The sequence below is a fragment of the Halopseudomonas sp. MFKK-1 genome, assembly GCF_027474385.1.
Taxonomy (GTDB): domain Bacteria; phylum Pseudomonadota; class Gammaproteobacteria; order Pseudomonadales; family Pseudomonadaceae; genus Halopseudomonas; species Halopseudomonas aestusnigri.
Map to the genome: position 1 here is coordinate 1,683,764 of NZ_CP114836.1, position 16,197 is coordinate 1,699,960.

Genomic DNA, 16,197 nt, shown 5'->3' on the forward strand with positions numbered 1-16,197 from the left:
TTGATTCCTAGATACGCTACCTTGCTGGCTCCGAGCCTTCGCGCTATATGCTGTCGTTCAGGCCTAGCGCGCTTGTACAGCCACTTCGATCAAGTGTCCCAGGCATCGATAGCTGCGTACCGTGCAGCCTCACCCCTTGAGCGCCAGGATGCGCCGAGCGCCGTTGAGGACGATCAGGCCCACGATGGTACCGATAATCAGGTCAGGGTAGCTGGACCTCGTCCAGGCGACCAAGGCACCGGCGGCGATGACGCCCATGTTGATCACCACATCATTGGCCGAGAATATCCAGCTTGCCTTCATATGCGCGCCGCCTTCGCGGTGCTTGGATATCAACAGCAGGCAACCGGTATTGGCGATCAACGCGACGAAGGCGATCGCCATCATCATCAGCGATTCAGGCTCACTACCGAAAACAAAGCGTCGCACCACCTCGACGAGTACGCCGATAGCCAAAATCAGTTGCAGTACCCCTGCCAGATGCGCGGCATGTACCTGCATTTTCGCACTGCGCCCTACGGCATAGAGAGCCAGGCCATAGACGGCTGCATCGGCAAACATATCCAGGGAATCAGCGATCAGGCCGGTAGACTGGGCGATCAGGCCAGCAGTCATTTCCACCACGAACATGATCGCATTGATACCGAGCAACACGCGCAGAGTGCCTGACTCCTGCGTAGCAGAGACTGCCGAGCTCTCAGCGGCCTTGATCGTCTCTGGGTCGGCAATGACGGTTTCCTGAAGAGAGGCGCCTAGCCCCAAGGTCGCCAGTTTCGCGGTAATGGGCTCAGCCTCGCCGTCATGCACGACCTCCAATCGGCGGTTCGACAAGTCGAAGGACAGCGTTCGAATCTCATCAAAGCCGTTCAGCGCCAAGCGGATCATCCGTTCTTCTGAGGGACAATCCATCTTCGGCACAGCATACACGCTGACCCATTCCCCTGACGCTTCGGAGGAGACCGGCATATCGGTATCCGCTGCAGGCGTTGCATCGCAGCTACATGGGCCACCACAGGCTTTACTCACGATACGGCTCCAGTTAACCAACATAGATTGCTAGTATTAAAAACTATATAGCTACTATAAGGTCAATGGGAAAGATGATCCGTTGAGGAGTAAGCCTGATGCGCATTGGTCAGTTAGCCCAGATAGCGGGTATCGACACGCAGACGATCCGCTTCTATGAGCAGCAGGGCCTGTTGCCGCCGCCAGAACGGCAGGAGAATGGTTACCGTGTCTATACCGAGAAGCATGGCGAGTGGCTTGCCTTTATCCGCCGCTGCCGAATTCTGGACCTGTCACTGACAGAGATTCGCGAGCTACAGAGCTATCAGGACGACCCTCGCCAGCCTTGTACCGCCGTCAACGCCATGCTCGATGACCACATCTCTCATGTGCGGTCGCAGATAACTGCTCTGCAAGCGCTTGAGCAACAACTCGTTTCACTGAGGGCGAGTTGCAACGAGGGTCGGGAGATCAATGCCTGCGGCATCCTGACGGGGATCAGCGAGGAGAGCAAACAACAGCTGTATAGGGCTAGCTCAGGCCGTAAGGACTGAGCAGAGACATGCCGGACCTTGCAGTGACATTGTGAATGCATGGTGTGTTGATCGCGAAGCCTCACTGCGTATCTCGGCATGCGAACCTGGGCGTTGCTGCAAACTTGCAGGGGCCGTGAAGAAGAGTCGTCATCAACCAGGTAATCCGCTGAGCTGATGGTTGGTTCCGTCATCATGATATGAGCCAATCAACCAAAAAATCCGGATACCCTTTATTTTTACCGGCCTGTGCGTCGCTTTGCGCTGCTTTTTTCCGCTTTTTGGAGCCTGTATGCGAGGCATGTGGCACGTTGCTTGAGTGCTTAACGTGCGCTGGCGCCGAGTCCCTGGCGCCGTGCAGATTGTTGTTAAACAGTGCGACGCTTAGTCTGTCAGTGCGTTTTTTTGGGGCTTGCGCCCTTAGCCGCAGGTTCTGCCGAATACCACGCTGGTTTACTTTTCCTGCTGACTCTAACTTTCGAAAGGTCTGCATTGGGTGCTGCCTCCGGTAAGGAGAAGCTGCGCTTGGTAGCGGTGCGCCTGTCTCCATATCGCTCAATCGACCGCGTAGATTGATGGCCCATGATGTACGCCATGAGCTTGGGGGAGATGCCAGAGGCTTTGAGGTTTGAGCCCATCTGGTGGCGCAGGCTTTTCAGCGTGGGCTGGACTTTGCGCCTGGGCCATAGCTGCCTGCATTGCTCTCGCAGGGTTTCTCTGATGGCTGCAAGGCTGCGATGCGATTTCTGATATAGGTCTACCGCGGCAGCTGCAACCTCAAAGTCCGTTTGGTTTGGGAACTTTATGACTCGGTCGGCGCCCCTGATGCCTCGGTCGTCCTTTTTTGCGCCGGTAATATGGAACTCTTTGCCCACTACCCGAATTGAGTGCATCTCGCTGGGCCGGACGCCGAGTAGCCAAGCTAGAGTGACGGCAGCAAAAACGTCGTAGTGCCGCGTGTTTTCGAGGTGACGCAGAAGTGCGATAACATCATCCTCACTAACAGCTTTGACTGCGTGGCGCTTCGCTTTTGGGGGGATGGTGCTGTCGGCTAAGGTGGTTGGATTGGCTGTTAGTAGGATTCGCTTGGCTGCTTTTGGGTAGCCACGTTCACGAACGTCGAACGCCAGTGCATTTTTCAATACTCGGAAGTAGTCGGGTCTGTAGTCTGCTGCACACGCAGTCAGTGCTTTGCATATCGCGCTTGTTGAGAGTGGTGTGTCTGGCAGTCTCGTTTTGTAGAAGTGTCTTGCAAGCTTTCGGTAGCGCTCTTCAGTGCTTTTCAGCATGTTGGCATCCTTATAGTTATTGTTGTTGTTTTTGATGTCAAAAGCAGCCGCTTCGCGAAGGGGCGCTTGTTTTTTCACTCCTGGTCGGAGCGAAAAACCATGTCGGCATGGTGTTGGCTGGGCCTCACCTCACCGTTGTTCGTGATGCCCTCGCCAATCCCATGCCGCCACTGCGCCCCCATACCCGAAGCGCGGGTATGGTGTGTGCGCACGTACCCATGCGCATGAGCACGTCCCGCGGGTACGTGCTCCGGCAGCGAGCTGCCCGATTGGTTTGACATCAAAATCGATAGCCGTCCTGCGGACGAAGTAGAGCGAGATGTGGTGAGCATGTCAGGTCGCCTTTGGACGTCGCCCGCGCGGGCGTCGCCCTTTCTGGGCTTGCATGAGCAGCTTGTAGTTTTCCCATTTCACATGTGACAGCTGGGCGCCATATTTGAGACCTTGCTCGATAGCCTCCTGCAACACCTGGCTGTAGGGCTTGTCGAGGTAGTGTTTCTGTGTAACCTCGCAGGTGTTGCGTCGATGCCCCAGCAAATGCGCGATGGTGCTCTCGGAGACGCCTGAGGCTTGGAGTCGCTGTGCAAAGCTCCGGCGACAGCTTTTAAAATTGAGTGCACCGTCGCTGGCGCGTGCACAGCGAGAGCCGATGTAGCCTTTTCCTGTTGCGTGGCCGCAGAAGAAGCGACTTGCCATTCTGGAATACAGGTGTTCTCTGGTGAACGTTAACTCCGCAAATAGCTGAGCATCGTTGCCTGACGCAGCTCTGCGTTCCTCAACAAACGCCATAAACCCCATATCGACAAGTGCTGAGCAGATAGGAATCTCCCGGCGAGACTGTTCATTCTTCAGGCTCTTGTTGTACCCGTTGTCATTCACGCTCATGACGTTGATGCCATGTCCATCGCGCCGAATGTCATGAACCCGAAGTTGGCACAGTTCGTTCAGGCGGGCGCCGGTAAACAGGCCAAGTGGCAGTAGCCAGAATCGATAGGCATGGGCGTCTCGGACGAGTTTGCGCGCCTGCTCCTCGTCGTTAAGTGAATAAGGCCAGCCTTGGAGTAGAGAGCTGATCTCATCGGTGCTGAATGGCCTGGTGTTGTCAGCCTTTTTGGTCGCTGGATTGCTCAGCTTTAGCGGTGTGCTGATGAAGCTGTCATTCAGAGCTTCGACCATGACGCGGTTAAACAGCTGGTAGTAGGTCTGGATGTTTTCACCCTGACTTTTTGAACGCTTCTGCCGCGCCAGTGCTTTCGGAAGCTCACGCTTAATCCGCGGAATGTCATGTGGGGACAAGTCAGCCATAACACGCTTTGGATTGCTGTCGCTGACGACATTCTTCAGCTTGGCCATGCGCGAGGTCAGCATATTTCGGCCTTTTACTGAATAGCCGTTGGCGTCGATGAAGCGTTGGCATACCTCGTCGAAGTAGTCGTGAATACTTGGCGAGTTATCCAGCTGCAGGAGCAACTCCGTGATTGGTAAAAGTTGCTTCAGCAAGATCGGGCGAAATTTCTCGTACTTGCTGTCGTACTGAAGGTGAAATCCCTCAAGGATCGGAATCAGTTTTATTGTCGGAGTTAGTGCTGTCATCTGCGTCCTCATATGTTTCGCATGAGCAAATGTTAGCAATATTATTTTAATAGTAAATAGAAAAAATTAATTGATATATTGTCAATATTCAATTTTTGCATATTTGCTTTGCTCGGCTGCGTTTTCTTGACGCCTTGTCAATTCTGTATTTGGTCGCTTTTTATTAATGTTTACGAGGGTTTTTGTCTTTGCGGTGGAGGATTTTCGTTCTTGTTAATCCTGCTTTATTGTTTTGTTGTGTAAATAAATTTCTGCGAAGAAAATTTTGCATTTGCACCCTGCCCGGATGCCGATTTTGGGTGGACAGGGTGCTGTTCTGGGGTTACTTGGCTGGTCTGCCGATTTGTCGTTCGGCTTGCTTGGCTCGCAGTGATTGGTAGCGAGCATGGGAGATGTGATCGAGGTTGAGCTCAAAGTCGAGCCGATCGATCTCTTCCTTCAGTACGCGCAGAGGATAGATGTCGCCGTAACCGCCGGTGGTGCTGGTGTCGACATGGCCTACCAGCGCCTTGGCGATCAGAATGTCTAATCGCTGCATGCGGAACTGCTGGATGAAGGTGTGTCGGAGGCCGTGAAAGGTGGCTTTCTCTTGGGTGAGGTCGCATTGCTTGACATAGGATCTGAACCATTTGCTGGCGACATGGCTTACCGGTACTTGGGTGTACTGCCGGTGTGAGCTGAAGAGCGGTGCGTCAGGGCGGGTGTTGCCGTGTTTCTGGTCGTCAATGAAGTCCAGAAATCCCAATTTGATGAGCTGGTGGTGCAGTGGAACCTGACGTATCGATTGGGTGTTCTTGATTTGCTTGCCGTTGCTGTTGTCGATATTGATAAGCCAGATGCCGTTGCTACAGCGCACATCGCTCAGTTGCAGTTGGCAAAGCTCTCCCAGGCGTGCTCCGGTGTAGAGGCCGAGCAGTGGTAGCCAGAATTTGTACTCATCCATGCGCCACGAGGTCTGGCGTGTCGCTGTATAAACGGGGCCGTTGACCAGTTTGGTGAGCATCTCGTGCGTGTAGGTGCGCCTCGCTGGTGGGGCTGCGTTGCGGGTTTTGAAGGTGAGATTGGCGGTGATGTCATGTTCAATCCACTCCTGATCCTGCGCGTAGCGGATGAGTGACTTGGCAAGCTCAAAGTACACTTTGGCTGTTCTTGGATGGATGGCTGGTGCTGTCTTTTCAGTAACGAGTTGCCTGACTGATATTCGTTGCCGGGCGACAAGCTGATGGGCGTTGGCAGGCAGAAAGCGCAGTTGATCACGCAGTGTCAGAAAGTCCGAGCGGCGCAGTGTCTTTAGGCGCCTGTGCGCACCAATCAGCTCGGTAACCACTTTGAGGCGGGCTTTTCGCTGAGGTGTGGTTTTGACATGTGTCCAGTTGCCTTCGTCGATCTGCGCTTGCTGGTACCGCTCTGCCAGTTCGCCAAGCGTGATGCCATCAAGTTGTTCTGCTTTGCTGTCGATGACGGTGCCCTGAGTGTTATTGACCAAGGCGTCGAGTTGGCCGCGCTTTTCTTCTGGTAGCAGGGCGGCGAGCGCCGTGGCGAGCGCTTGTTTCGCGGGATCCACTGGCGCTGGCGTGGTGTCAGTTAGTGGTCTGGCATCGGGCAGGCTTGGTAGTGGGGACTGCGCCAGCGTGCTGCCCATGAATCCACGGGTCAGCGCCTCAAGCTCCAGCCTTGCTTGGTCTAGTGAGGCGGTTGTCGCAGTGCGGCGAAGGTGTGTCTGGAGCGTATTCTCGACGGCAGAGACCAGGCGCTCTTTTAGCAGGGTGGCCATGATGGCTGAGGTGGTCGGCAGGGTCAGTGAAAATCCTCTGCCAGCCAGGATTGGGTGCATGGTTTTCAGGGCGCATGATGCCAGCTCAAGGGTGTAGAGCCCGGAAGCAAGCTGTCGGGTGACAAAGGCAGAGTATCGAGGCTGGGGCCAGCTTAGCGATGTGAGTGTACTGTGGATGCGATACGCGGCGAGCGAGCCGGGCAGGTCGGGCGGGATGTCGGCAAGATGGGCGCCACAGTCCGGTCGGGCATGGCAAAGGTATTCATGCAGTGCGAGTGCGTTGAACGTGGCGGGGTGTCGGAGCTCTTTACTTGGGGAGTGCAGCTCCAGTTGGGTGATGGCGGCGAATGCGTAGATCGCGGCGTCTTGGGCTTTGTCTTGTTCTGTCGTGCCCAGCGGCCAGTCGAAGCGGTGGAAGCGAAGATCCAGTGCGGATTGAAGGCCTTTGCTGGGCGTTATCGACAGAATCAGTTCGCCGCCGGGCGTGAGGCTGTAGAGGGTGGTGTGCTTCGCGCTTTCGTCGGCCAGTCGCTGTTTGGCGGCAGTCAGGTCTTGCTTGCCTAGTTCGGCGGGACTCGGTAGCGCTCCCCAAGGATTGGCGGCGTTATCGAGTGTGCGCTTGAGCCAGGCTTTGGCTTGCTTGAGTCGCTCGCTTACCAGTTCAGGTGTCACCAGTGTGGCGCCGGGTTTGATGACGAGCGAAAGCTCGGCGTCGAGCAGGTGTGCGAGGGTGCGGGCAACGGATGCGTTGCGACCAAGAGACCAGCGAACCTGAGCGGGTATGCGAGGGTCGCTGCTCAGGTGTGCTGGTAGAGTGAGGTAGTACTGAAACACCCCGTTGGGCGAGGTGATGAGGTGTTGCTGCTTACGTGAGTTGGACATGGTGGAGCGCCTTTTTTAAGTCCTAGTTGGACTTTGTGCGATCTACCAAACCCTTCCTTCGCTGAAACCCGCGTTCTAGACGGGTTTCTTTCCAAATTGGTGGAGCCGGGGGGATTTGAACCCCCGTCCGCCAGTCCGCCGCTATCGGTTCTACATGCTTAGCCATCTCTACTTAGTTAACTCCGCGCCGCCCGAGTGGCAGGGTGCTTGGAGCGAGCTGTATAAGTTTTAGCCGTTACGTCTACAGCAAACTTGGCGGCGATCCTGTTCTATCTGACAGCCAAATCTTCGGGTTTACAGGCATCCCCTAGAGGCTGCTAGCCGGCTTAAGCGGCTAGTGCGTAGTTGTCGTCGTTGGCAACTATAAGTTTGCAGCAGCGAATTTACGAGTTCTGCTACCAGCTCGGCATGCCCCTCAAGTTTTGTAACCGTCGTCGAATCCAAATCGGCCCCAAATCTTTCAGGTCTGTTACTAGGATGCGATTGTACGCGAAAGGTTCCCTGAGTAATAGCTATCGTTTGCAGGCTAGGGCGGTTCTGCCCGGTTTGCGCGGTGTGCGGGTGTGATCGTCAAGCGGCCTGACGCATTTCGTTTTCCCCGAGCCGCCACGGCAGACAAAAAAATACCCTGACGAGTCAGGGTATAGGCGTTACATGCTTTAAACCATAAACCGGCTGGTGGAGCGGACCAGCCTGTCAAATGGTATGACGGGCTGGTTGCGGGAAAGTTCAGCGGGTAGCAAAAAAAATTAGCGATGGTTCTCGCGTACGACGCGTTGCTTCTCGCGATCCCAGTCGCGCTCTTTCTCGGTCTGCCGTTTGTCGAAGTCCTTTTTGCCGCGTACCAGGGCAATTTCGCATTTGACCAGGTGACCCTTCCAGTACAGCGCGAGCGGGACGCAGGCGAAGCCCTTGGCCTGTACGCCATTGACCAGCTTGTCGAGTTCGCGTGCGTGCAGCAGCAGTTTGCGGGTGCGGGTCGGGTCGGCGATGACGTGCGTGCTGGCGGTCTTCAGTGGCGTGATGTGGGCGCCCAGCAGAAAGGCTTCGTTGTTCTTGAGCAGGATGTAGCTGTCGACCAGCTGCACCTTACCCTCGCGCAGGCTCTTTACTTCCCAGCCGGTCAGTGCGATGCCGGCTTCGAAGCGCTGCTCGATGAAATAGTCGTGTTTGGCCTTTTTGTTCAGCGCAATGGTGCCGCTGTTGGCCGGGGATTTCTTTTGCTTGCTCATAGGCGCGTCAGTATACCTGTAGTTTCCTATGCTGTATCGGCGGATTTTGCGGGTGGAGGGCTTTCACGCCTGCGGCGATTTGACCTTGTGGTGATTGGTTAAAATCTGGACAATGCGTTCCTTTTTTCGGGTACTCCGGGACTCTTTATGAGCAAAGACGCTGTCTCCATTCACGGGATCTGGGCAAGCCGCTGGGTCTTCATTCTTGCGGCAACCGGATCTGCCGTAGGCCTCGGCAACATCTGGAAGTTCCCTTACATGACTGGTGTATATGGCGGTGGCGCCTTTGTTCTGGTCTATCTGATCTGCATCTGTCTGATCGGTTTGCCGGTGATGCTGGCCGAGACCCTGCTGGGACGGCGCGGCAGACAGAGCCCGGTCAATACGCTGAAGACGCTTTCCCGATACTCGAACGCTTCGTCCGCCTGGTCCTGGGCTGCGGTGATGGGGATGACTGGTGCGCTGTTGATCTTGTCCTTTTACAGCGTGGTGGCTGGCTGGGCGCTCGATTATATCGTTGGCATGGTGCGCGGTGAGTTTGCCGGCATTGACGGTGACGGTGCGGGGCAGCGTTTCGGCAGCCTTGTCAGCGACCCGGTTCGGCTGACGGTGTGGCATACGCTATTTATGCTGCTCACCGGTTGGGTGATTGCTCGGGGTGTGGTGGCGGGCCTTGAGCGCACGCTGCGGATTCTGATGCCGATGCTGTTTGTACTGCTGGTGGCGCTTCTGGGGTACAGCCTTACCACCGGTCATTTCATGGAGGGTGTGCGCTTTCTGTTCGAGTTTGATCTGGCCAAGGTGCCTGACGGTATTCTGGCCGCCATGGGGCACGCATTCTTTACCCTGAGCGTGGGTGTCGGCTCGATCATGGTGTTCGGCGCCTATATGCCGCGCAAGGCGTCCATTGGATCGACAGTGCTGACGGTCGGTCTGCTGGATACGGTCGTAGCACTAACCGCGGGAATGGCCCTGTTTCCGGTGGTGTTTGCCGCCGGGCTGCAGCCCAATGAAGGGCCGGGCCTGATGTTTGTCACGCTGCCAATCGCCTTTGGCAATATTGCCGGCGGTAACCTGTTTGGTGTTGTGTTCTTTGTGCTGGTAACTGTAGCGGCCTGGAGTTCGGCGATTTCCATGCTCGAGCCGGCAGTGGCGTTCTGGGTTGAGCGCAGTGGTCGCAGTCGTGTGTGGGTGACCTCGGTGATTGCGCTGCTCTGCTGGGTAGTTGGCCTGGGCACGGTGCTGTCGTTCAATGTGCTGGCGGATGCGCGGTTCTTTGTGTCCGATGCTGACGGTTGGCACCTGTTCCGCTGGACCAGTGAGGGCGGCATGACGTTCTTTGAATCGATTGATTATCTGACCAGCCGCATCATGCTGCCTCTGGGTGGTCTTCTGTTTGTGCTGTTCGCAGGCTGGGTGCTGGACCGCGATGTATTCCGCGATGAGCTGGCGTTGAAGTGTCGCCGCCTGTTCCCGCTCATCTATTCGCTGTTACGCTATGTAGCCCCTGCGGGGATTCTGATTATCCTCGTCACCGAACTGACCAAGTGAAGATTGCATGACCCACATTCAGCGCTCGGCTTTGTTGCCGTATCCGGCCAGCCATCTGTACAACCTGGTTAACCGGGTTGAACGTTATCCGGAGTTTCTGCCCTGGTGCTCCGGTGCGACGGTTCTCAGTGAGACTGACACCGAGATGTGTGCCCGTCTGGACATTGCCAAGGCCGGCATGAGCCAGGCCTTTACTACCCGAAATGCTTTGGTGCCGGGCGAGCGCATTACGCTACGTCTGGTGGATGGCCCGTTCAGCGATTTTCGTGGTGCCTGGGAGTTCAAGGCGCTTGGTGATTCGGCGTGCAAGATCACTCTGGATCTGCATTTCGAGTACGCCGGCGCCCTGGTCAAGGCGACGCTGGGGCCGTTGTTCAATCAGGCAGCCAATGCAATGGTGGACGCCTTCTGTCAGCGGGCCAAGGAGACCTGGGGTGGCTGAGAAGACCATGGTGGTGGAGGTGGCCTATGCGCTGCCCCACAAGCAGAAGATTGTGACGCTTAATGTGCCCGAGGGCACCAGCATGCTGGACGCCGTGCGTCTGTCCGGCATGGATCAGCATTTCCCCGAGCTGGATCTGGAAAGTGCCCCGCTGGGTATTTTCGGCAAGGCCGTCCCCAAACCTGCAGAGCGGGTGCTGCAGTCAGGAGAGCGGGTGGAAATCTATCGTCCGCTGATTGCGGACCCGAAGGAAGTGCGCAAGCAGCGCGCTGCCAAGGCCAAGGCGGCCAAGACGGAAGACTAGTCGCGGGGGCAGGAAGGGGAGGCGTCGGACGCTTCCCCTTGAGTGCGTTGGCTATTCGCCTGTGCCGAGTGGAGCGCCCAGGTCGACGGGATAGGTTTCGACGGTGTCGGAGCTCATGATTTCCTCGTCCTGGCTCTGACCCGGCATGAAGTCGCCGGAGAGGCCGACCAGGCGATTGTCTTCAAAGTTCAGGCTGATGCGTTCCTGCACGCGCGTGCTGTGCCCCGATTCCATGCTGTACAGGTAATCCCAGCGGTTGGGGTGGAAGGTGTCCTGGATCAGCGGAGTGCCCATAATGAAGCGCACCTGGCGGGTGGTCATGCCGGGGCGGAGTTGGTCAACCATTTCCTGGGTGACAACGTTGCCTTGCTGGATATCGATCTTGTAAATGCCGGGGACCACGCCGCAGCCACCCAGAAGGCCGATAGAGACACTGCATAACAGCATGAAAAGGATTCGATTAAAGCTTTTTCGCGTCACGTGCTAACATCCGCTATCTTTGGAATGGCTGTATTGCCCTGATCATACCCGACTCATCCCGCCCTGCGAAGCGCTGAACGAGAATAGTGACATGGTTGAAAATCAAGAACTCCGCAAAGCCGGCCTGAAGGTCACGTTACCTCGGGTTAAGATCCTGCAAATGCTCGACGGTTCGAACGAGCGTCACATGAGTGCCGAGGACGTCTACAAGGCTTTGATGGAGGCGGGCGAGGACGTTGGCCTGGCCACCGTCTATCGCGTGTTGACGCAATTTGAAGCGGCCGGACTGGTCGTGCGCCACAACTTCGACGGCGGACACGCCGTGTTTGAGCTGGCCGACGGCGAGCACCACGACCACATGGTCTGTGTTGACTCTGGTGAAGTGGTCGAGTTCTTCGATCCTGAAATCGAGCGCCGTCAGCGCGAAATCGTCAAGGAGCACGGCTTCGAGCTGGTTGACCACAATCTGGTGCTGTATGTGCGCAAGGCAGGCGGCAAGTAACCTCAGATTGGGCAAGCACTGATTTTTGGTGCAAAAAACCGGGCCTGGCCCGGTTTTTTTATATCTGCTCAGTGTGCAACGCTGAGCAGCTTGCGGGCGTGGGCCAGTGATTCGTCGGTCAGGTCGACGCCGCCAAGCATGCGGGCGACTTCCTGCACGCGGGCGTTATCGTCCAGCTGGTCAATGCAGGTGCGTGTGCTGTTGCGGGTCTGCTGTTTGCGTACAAACAGGTGCTGATGCCCCTGAGCCGCGACCTGCGGCAGGTGGGTGACTGTCAGTACCTGGCCGCGCGCGCCAAGTTGGCGAAGCAGCTGGCCAACGATCTCGGCGGTCGGGCCGCCGATACCCACATCGACTTCGTCAAACACCAGTGTGGGGACGCGTGACGTCTGTGCGGTGATGACCTGAATGCCGAGGCTGATGCGTGACAGTTCGCCGCCAGATGCGACCTTGGCCAGCGGTTTGGCGGGCTGGCCGGGGTTGGCACTGACCAGGAATTCGACGGTTTCCAGCCCGGTTACCGGGTAGCTGTCGGCGTCCAACGGTGTCAGCTGCAGCTCGATTCGGCCACCGGGCATGCCCAGGCGCTGAATTTCCTGAGTTACTGCCTTGGCGAGTTTGGCTGCTCCCTTGCTGCGCTGTGCTGACAGTTTCTCGCTCAGTTGGCGATAGTGGGCCTGATAGGCAACCAGTTCTTCCTGCAGGCGCTCTGCGTCGGCAGCTTGTTGCTGCTGGCCTTCCAGTTCGTCGATCAACTGCTGCTGCAGCGCGGGTAGCTCCTGCGGCTGAATACGGTGCTTGCGTGCCAGGTCATAAATGGCGCTGAGGCGTTCTTCCACGTACTGCTGGCGTTCAGGGTCGGCCTCGAAGTGGTCGAGGTAACGGGTCAGTTCGCCGACTGCTTCCTCGATCTGAATCTGTGCGCTGGCGAGCATGTCGCTGGCTTCACCCAGTTGCGGGCTGTGGCTTTTAAAGGCGTCCAGCCGACTCAGGCTGGCGGTCAGGGCTTCTAGTACGCTGCCTGCGTCATTTTCGCTGCAGATGTTGATGACTTGCTGGCAGGAATGCAGGATCTGGTCTGCGCTGGCGAGCTGACGCTGCTCGTTCTCCAGTTCGTCCAGTTCGCCGTCCTGCAGGCTCAGATTGTCCAGTTCGTCCAGTTGGTAGGTCAGCAGCTGCTGGCGAGCGGCCTGTTCTTCGCTTTGCTGGCTGGCCTGGCGTAGCGCCTTTTCGGTCTGGCGGCAGCGCTGAGCCGCCAGTTGAACCTGTCTCGCGAGTTCGCCGGCGCCGGCGTACTCGTCCAGCAGGCGTCGATGGGTATCGGTTTTCAGCAGCGACTGGTGCTCATGCTGGCTGTGAATGTCGATCAGCATTTCGCCGAGGGCACGCAGGTCCTGCTGGGGGCAGGGTGCGCCATTGATGTAGCCTCGTGAGCGGCCTTCGGCGGTGATCACGCGCCGGAGGATAACCTGGTCGTCGTCCTGCGTCAGGTCACGCTCATCGAGCCACTGGCGGGCTTCGGGAATGTCGCGAATGTCGAAGGTGGCGAGGATGTCGGCCTTGTCGGCGCCGGGGCGAACCGCGCCGCTGTCGGCGCGATCGCCAAGGGTGAGGGCCAGTGCATCGAGCATGATGGATTTGCCTGCACCGGTTTCGCCGGTAATCACGCTCATGCCGCCGCCCAGCTCGAGTTCCAGGGTGTCGACGATGGCGTAGTTGTTGACCGCGAGGTGGATCAGCATGGCGCGCTCCCGAGAAAATTGTTCTGGTTGTTTATACAGTAGTTTGCTTTGTGGCGACAAGTCCCCGCAATAGTACGAGCACACTGATTGATATTGACCCTTGAAGCTGTGTGGACTGTCCCCATATAGGTTGCCAGACGCGATCGGCGAGGCCGGTCGTTCATCATTGACTGCGTGTGCGGCGATTGCGCGCAAAGACACGCCCACCCTATGACAGGAGAAAGACATGGCAGAGGAACAGAGACCGGATCTGCAGGATCAGGACGACGTGGTCGATCAGACCGTTGCGACGCCCGAAGGCGATCTTGCCGCGCGCGTAGCGAGTCTGGAAGAACAGCTGGCTACCGCTCAGGATCAGGCTCTGCGGGCGGCGGCTGATGTGCAGAATGCGCGTCGCCGTGCCGAGCAGGATGTCGAGAAGGCGCACAAGTTCGCGCTGGAGCGTTTTGCCAATGATCTGCTGCCGATCATCGATAGTCTTGAGCGCGGCCTGGAGTTGTCCAATGCTGATGATCCGGCGATCAAGCCGATGCGCGAGGGTATTGAGCTGACCCTGAAGATGTTTGCCGACACCCTGGCGCGGTTCCAGGTAGTCCCGGTTCAGCCTGAGGGCGAGCCCTTCAATCCTGAACTGCATCAGGCCATGGCGATGGAAGAAAGCACCGCGGTTGAGCCGAACACCGTACTCAAGGTGTTCCAGAAGGGTTACACCCTCAGTGGTCGCCTGCTGCGCCCGGCCATGGTCGTCGTCAGCAAGGCTCCGGCTGCGGGAGCCCCGCCCTCGATTGACGAGCAGGCTTGAAATTGATTTGGCAGCCCCCATCAAGGGCTCAAGCATAGTTGAACAGCGCCGCTGACCAAAACGCGGCAGTCAGATTCGGAGAGAAACTTATGGGCAAGATTATCGGTATCGACCTGGGGACCACCAACTCCTGTGTCTCTATTATGGAAAACGGTTCCGCCAAGGTGATCGAGAACGCTGAGGGTGGTCGTACCACTCCGTCGATCGTCGCCTACACCAACGACGGTGAAACCCTGGTTGGCCAGTCGGCCAAGCGTCAGGCGGTTACCAACCCGCAGAATACCCTGTACGCGGTCAAGCGTCTGATCGGTCGTCGCTTTGAAGAAGACGTCGTTCAGAAAGACATCAAGCTGGTGCCGTACAAGATCGTCAAGGCCGACAATGGCGACGCCTGGGTTCAGGTAAATGACGAGAAAATGGCTCCGCCGCAGGTGTCTGCTGAAGTACTGAAGAAAATGAAGAAGACCGCCGAGGATTACCTTGGTGAGCCGGTTACCGAAGCGGTTATCACCGTTCCGGCCTACTTCAACGACAGCCAGCGTCAGGCTACCAAGGACGCTGGTCGTATCGCCGGTCTGGAAGTCAAGCGCATCATCAACGAGCCGACCGCAGCCGCACTGGCGTATGGCATGGACAAGGCGCGTGGCGACTCCACCATCGTTGTATACGATCTGGGTGGTGGTACCTTCGACGTCTCCGTGATCGAAATTGCCGAAGTGGACGGTGAGCATCAGTTCGAAGTGCTGGCCACCAATGGTGACACCTTCCTGGGTGGTGAAGATTTCGACATGCGTCTGATCGACTACCTGGCAGACGAGTTCAAGAAAGAGAACGGCGTTGATCTGCACAATGATCCGCTGGCGCTGCAGCGTCTGAAAGAAGCGGCTGAAAAGGCCAAGATCGAGCTGTCTTCCAGCCAGCAGACCGACGTCAACCTGCCGTACATCACTGCAGATGCGTCCGGTCCGAAGCACCTGAACGTCAAGGTGACGCGTGCCAAGCTGGAGTCGCTGGTTGAAGATCTGATCAAGCGCAGCATCGAGCCCTGCCGCATCGCGATGCAGGATGCCGGTCTGGATGTGTCTGACATCAACGACGTTATTCTGGTTGGTGGTCAGACTCGCATGCCGCTGGTGCAGAAGACCGTTGCCGAGTTCTTCAATAAGGAGCCGCGCAAGGACGTTAACCCGGACGAAGCGGTTGCCATCGGTGCCTCGATTCAGGGTGCGGTACTGGCCGGCGACGTGAAAGACGTGCTGCTGCTGGATGTTACTCCGCTGTCGCTGGGTATCGAAACCATGGGTGGCGTGATGACTACGCTGATCGAGAAGAACACCACCATCCCGACCAAAAAGTCGCAGGTGTTCTCGACTGCGGACGACAACCAGACTGCGGTGACCATTCACGTGCTGCAGGGTGAGCGCAAGCAGGCGAGCCAGAACAAGTCGCTGGGCCGTTTCGATCTGGCCGACATCCCGCCGGCGCAGCGTGGCGTGCCGCAGATTGAGGTCAGCTTCGACATCGATGCCAACGGTATCCTCAACGTGTCTGCCAAAGACAAGGCAACCGGCAAAGAGCAGTCCATCGTGATCAAGGCGTCCTCTGGTCTGTCGGATGACGAAATCGAGAAGATGGTGCGTGATGCCGAGGCCAACGCTGAGGAAGACCGCAAGTTCGAAGAGCTGGTAACCGTGCGCAACCAGGCCGATCAGCTGGTTCACGCGACTCGCAAGACCCTGACCGAGGCGGGCGACAAGGCGACTGATGAAGAGAAGGCTGCCATCGAAACGGCGCTGAGCGATCTGGAAGCGGCGATCAAGACCGGCGACAAGGAAGAGATCGAGGCCAAGATCAACGCCCTGTCCGAGGCATCTGGCCCGCTGGTCCAGAAGATGTATGCCGAACAGGCTCAGGCTGGCAAGGGTGAAGGCCCGGCAGCGGGCGCGGAGTCCGGTAACGATGCGGACGACGTGGTCGACGCCGAGTTCGAAGAGGTCAAGGACAACAAGTAGGTCCTTGATGAACCGGGTAGGGTGGTGCACCGACGGCATGTCCGGTGTGTTGCC

The 16,197-nt window shown here is 57.3% G+C and carries 13 protein-coding genes, 1 other RNA gene and 1 pseudogene; 7 read left to right on the forward strand and 8 right to left on the reverse strand.

What is annotated here, in order from left to right; all coding sequences use genetic code 11:
- Window positions 1–129: 129 nt before the first annotated feature.
- A complete protein-coding gene (locus O5O48_RS07835) occupies window positions 130–1,026 on the reverse strand; it encodes a cation transporter (protein ID WP_269688570.1) in 897 nt (298 codons plus the stop codon).
- Window positions 1,027–1,124: 98 nt separating this feature from the next.
- On the opposite strand from O5O48_RS07835, the gene cadR reads away from it, so the two are divergent.
- Window positions 1,125–1,559, forward strand: coding sequence for a Cd(II)/Pb(II)-responsive transcriptional regulator (gene cadR / locus O5O48_RS07840; RefSeq protein ID WP_008175821.1), 435 nt, complete (start codon window positions 1,125–1,127; stop codon window positions 1,557–1,559).
- Window positions 1,560–1,930: 371 nt separating this feature from the next.
- Here cadR and O5O48_RS07845 read toward each other — a convergent pair whose 3' ends face one another.
- The 5 genes from O5O48_RS07845 to smpB form a co-directional block, all read right to left on the reverse strand.
- Window positions 1,931–2,905 carry a site-specific integrase gene (locus O5O48_RS07845; protein ID WP_269688571.1) on the reverse strand — a complete coding sequence of 325 codons (975 nt, stop codon included), beginning with the start codon at window positions 2,903–2,905 and terminating at the stop codon, window positions 1,931–1,933.
- A gap of 255 nt (window positions 2,906–3,160) precedes the next feature.
- Window positions 3,161–4,420: a tyrosine-type recombinase/integrase gene (locus O5O48_RS07850; protein WP_235005787.1), complete on the reverse strand. Its 1,260-nt coding sequence runs from the start codon at window positions 4,418–4,420 to the stop codon at window positions 3,161–3,163.
- Window positions 4,421–4,742: 322 nt separating this feature from the next.
- Entirely contained in the window at window positions 4,743–7,076 is a 2,334-nt protein-coding gene (locus O5O48_RS07855) for a site-specific integrase (RefSeq protein WP_269688572.1), read from the reverse strand.
- Between the two features lie 97 nt (window positions 7,077–7,173).
- Window positions 7,174–7,529, reverse strand: a transfer-messenger RNA (tmRNA) gene (gene ssrA, locus O5O48_RS07860).
- Window positions 7,530–7,825: 296 nt separating this feature from the next.
- Window positions 7,826–8,308, reverse strand: a complete 483-nt coding sequence (gene smpB / locus O5O48_RS07865; RefSeq protein WP_088276359.1) for an SsrA-binding protein SmpB — start codon at window positions 8,306–8,308, stop codon at window positions 7,826–7,828.
- 147 nt (window positions 8,309–8,455) lie between these two features.
- Here smpB and O5O48_RS07870 point away from each other — a divergent pair, with 147 nt between their 5' ends.
- From O5O48_RS07870 to O5O48_RS07880, 3 genes are read left to right on the forward strand one after another with little or no spacing between them, the layout of a single operon-like run.
- Complete coding sequence (locus tag O5O48_RS07870; protein WP_269688573.1) at window positions 8,456–9,859, forward strand: sodium-dependent transporter; 1,404 nt, start codon at window positions 8,456–8,458, stop codon at window positions 9,857–9,859.
- 7 nt (window positions 9,860–9,866) lie between these two features.
- Window positions 9,867–10,301, forward strand: a complete 435-nt coding sequence (locus O5O48_RS07875) for a type II toxin-antitoxin system RatA family toxin (RefSeq protein WP_228246835.1) — start codon at window positions 9,867–9,869, stop codon at window positions 10,299–10,301.
- Window positions 10,294–10,605 (forward strand): RnfH family protein, encoded by a 312-nt coding sequence (locus tag O5O48_RS07880; protein ID WP_228246836.1) that lies wholly within the window; start codon window positions 10,294–10,296, stop codon window positions 10,603–10,605. The genes O5O48_RS07875 and O5O48_RS07880 overlap by 8 nt, the downstream gene beginning before the upstream one ends.
- Before the next feature lie 87 nt (window positions 10,606–10,692).
- Here the strand turns inward: O5O48_RS07880 and O5O48_RS07885 are convergent.
- A pseudogene (locus tag O5O48_RS07885) lies at window positions 10,693–11,052 on the reverse strand (outer membrane protein assembly factor BamE); the annotation flags it as partial.
- Window positions 11,053–11,176: 124 nt separating this feature from the next.
- Here O5O48_RS07885 and fur point away from each other — a divergent pair.
- On the forward strand, window positions 11,177–11,587 hold the full coding sequence (gene fur, locus O5O48_RS07890; protein WP_088276365.1) for a ferric iron uptake transcriptional regulator: 411 nt from the start codon (window positions 11,177–11,179) through the stop codon (window positions 11,585–11,587).
- A 68-nt stretch (window positions 11,588–11,655) separates the two neighbouring features.
- On the opposite strand, the gene recN is transcribed toward fur, so the two are convergent.
- The gene (gene recN / locus O5O48_RS07895) at window positions 11,656–13,329 is read right to left on the reverse strand and encodes a DNA repair protein RecN (protein ID WP_269688574.1); all 1,674 of its coding nucleotides are present in this window, start codon (window positions 13,327–13,329) and stop codon (window positions 11,656–11,658) included.
- Between the two features lie 226 nt (window positions 13,330–13,555).
- Between recN and grpE the strand changes: the two genes are divergently transcribed.
- A complete protein-coding gene (gene grpE, locus O5O48_RS07900; RefSeq protein WP_228246838.1) occupies window positions 13,556–14,131 on the forward strand; it encodes a nucleotide exchange factor GrpE in 576 nt (191 codons plus the stop codon).
- 89 nt (window positions 14,132–14,220) lie between these two features.
- The gene (gene dnaK, locus O5O48_RS07905) at window positions 14,221–16,143 is read left to right on the forward strand and encodes a molecular chaperone DnaK (protein ID WP_228246839.1); all 1,923 of its coding nucleotides are present in this window, start codon (window positions 14,221–14,223) and stop codon (window positions 16,141–16,143) included.
- The last annotated feature ends 54 nt before the right edge of the window (window positions 16,144–16,197 follow it).

Coding starts and splice junctions, on each gene's coding strand:
- cadR (WP_008175821.1), top strand. CDS start 1,125: ATGCGCATTGGTCAGTTAGCCCAGATAGCGGGTATCGACACGCAGACG.
- O5O48_RS07850 (WP_235005787.1), bottom strand. CDS start 4,420: ATGACAGCACTAACTCCGACAATAAAACTGATTCCGATCCTTGAGGGA.
- O5O48_RS07855 (WP_269688572.1), bottom strand. CDS start 7,076: ATGTCCAACTCACGTAAGCAGCAACACCTCATCACCTCGCCCAACGGG.
- smpB (WP_088276359.1), bottom strand. CDS start 8,308: ATGAGCAAGCAAAAGAAATCCCCGGCCAACAGCGGCACCATTGCGCTG.
- O5O48_RS07870 (WP_269688573.1), top strand. CDS start 8,456: ATGAGCAAAGACGCTGTCTCCATTCACGGGATCTGGGCAAGCCGCTGG.
- O5O48_RS07875 (WP_228246835.1), top strand. CDS start 9,867: ATGACCCACATTCAGCGCTCGGCTTTGTTGCCGTATCCGGCCAGCCAT.
- fur (WP_088276365.1), top strand. CDS start 11,177: ATGGTTGAAAATCAAGAACTCCGCAAAGCCGGCCTGAAGGTCACGTTA.
- recN (WP_269688574.1), bottom strand. CDS start 13,329: ATGCTGATCCACCTCGCGGTCAACAACTACGCCATCGTCGACACCCTG.
- grpE (WP_228246838.1), top strand. CDS start 13,556: ATGGCAGAGGAACAGAGACCGGATCTGCAGGATCAGGACGACGTGGTC.
- dnaK (WP_228246839.1), top strand. CDS start 14,221: ATGGGCAAGATTATCGGTATCGACCTGGGGACCACCAACTCCTGTGTC.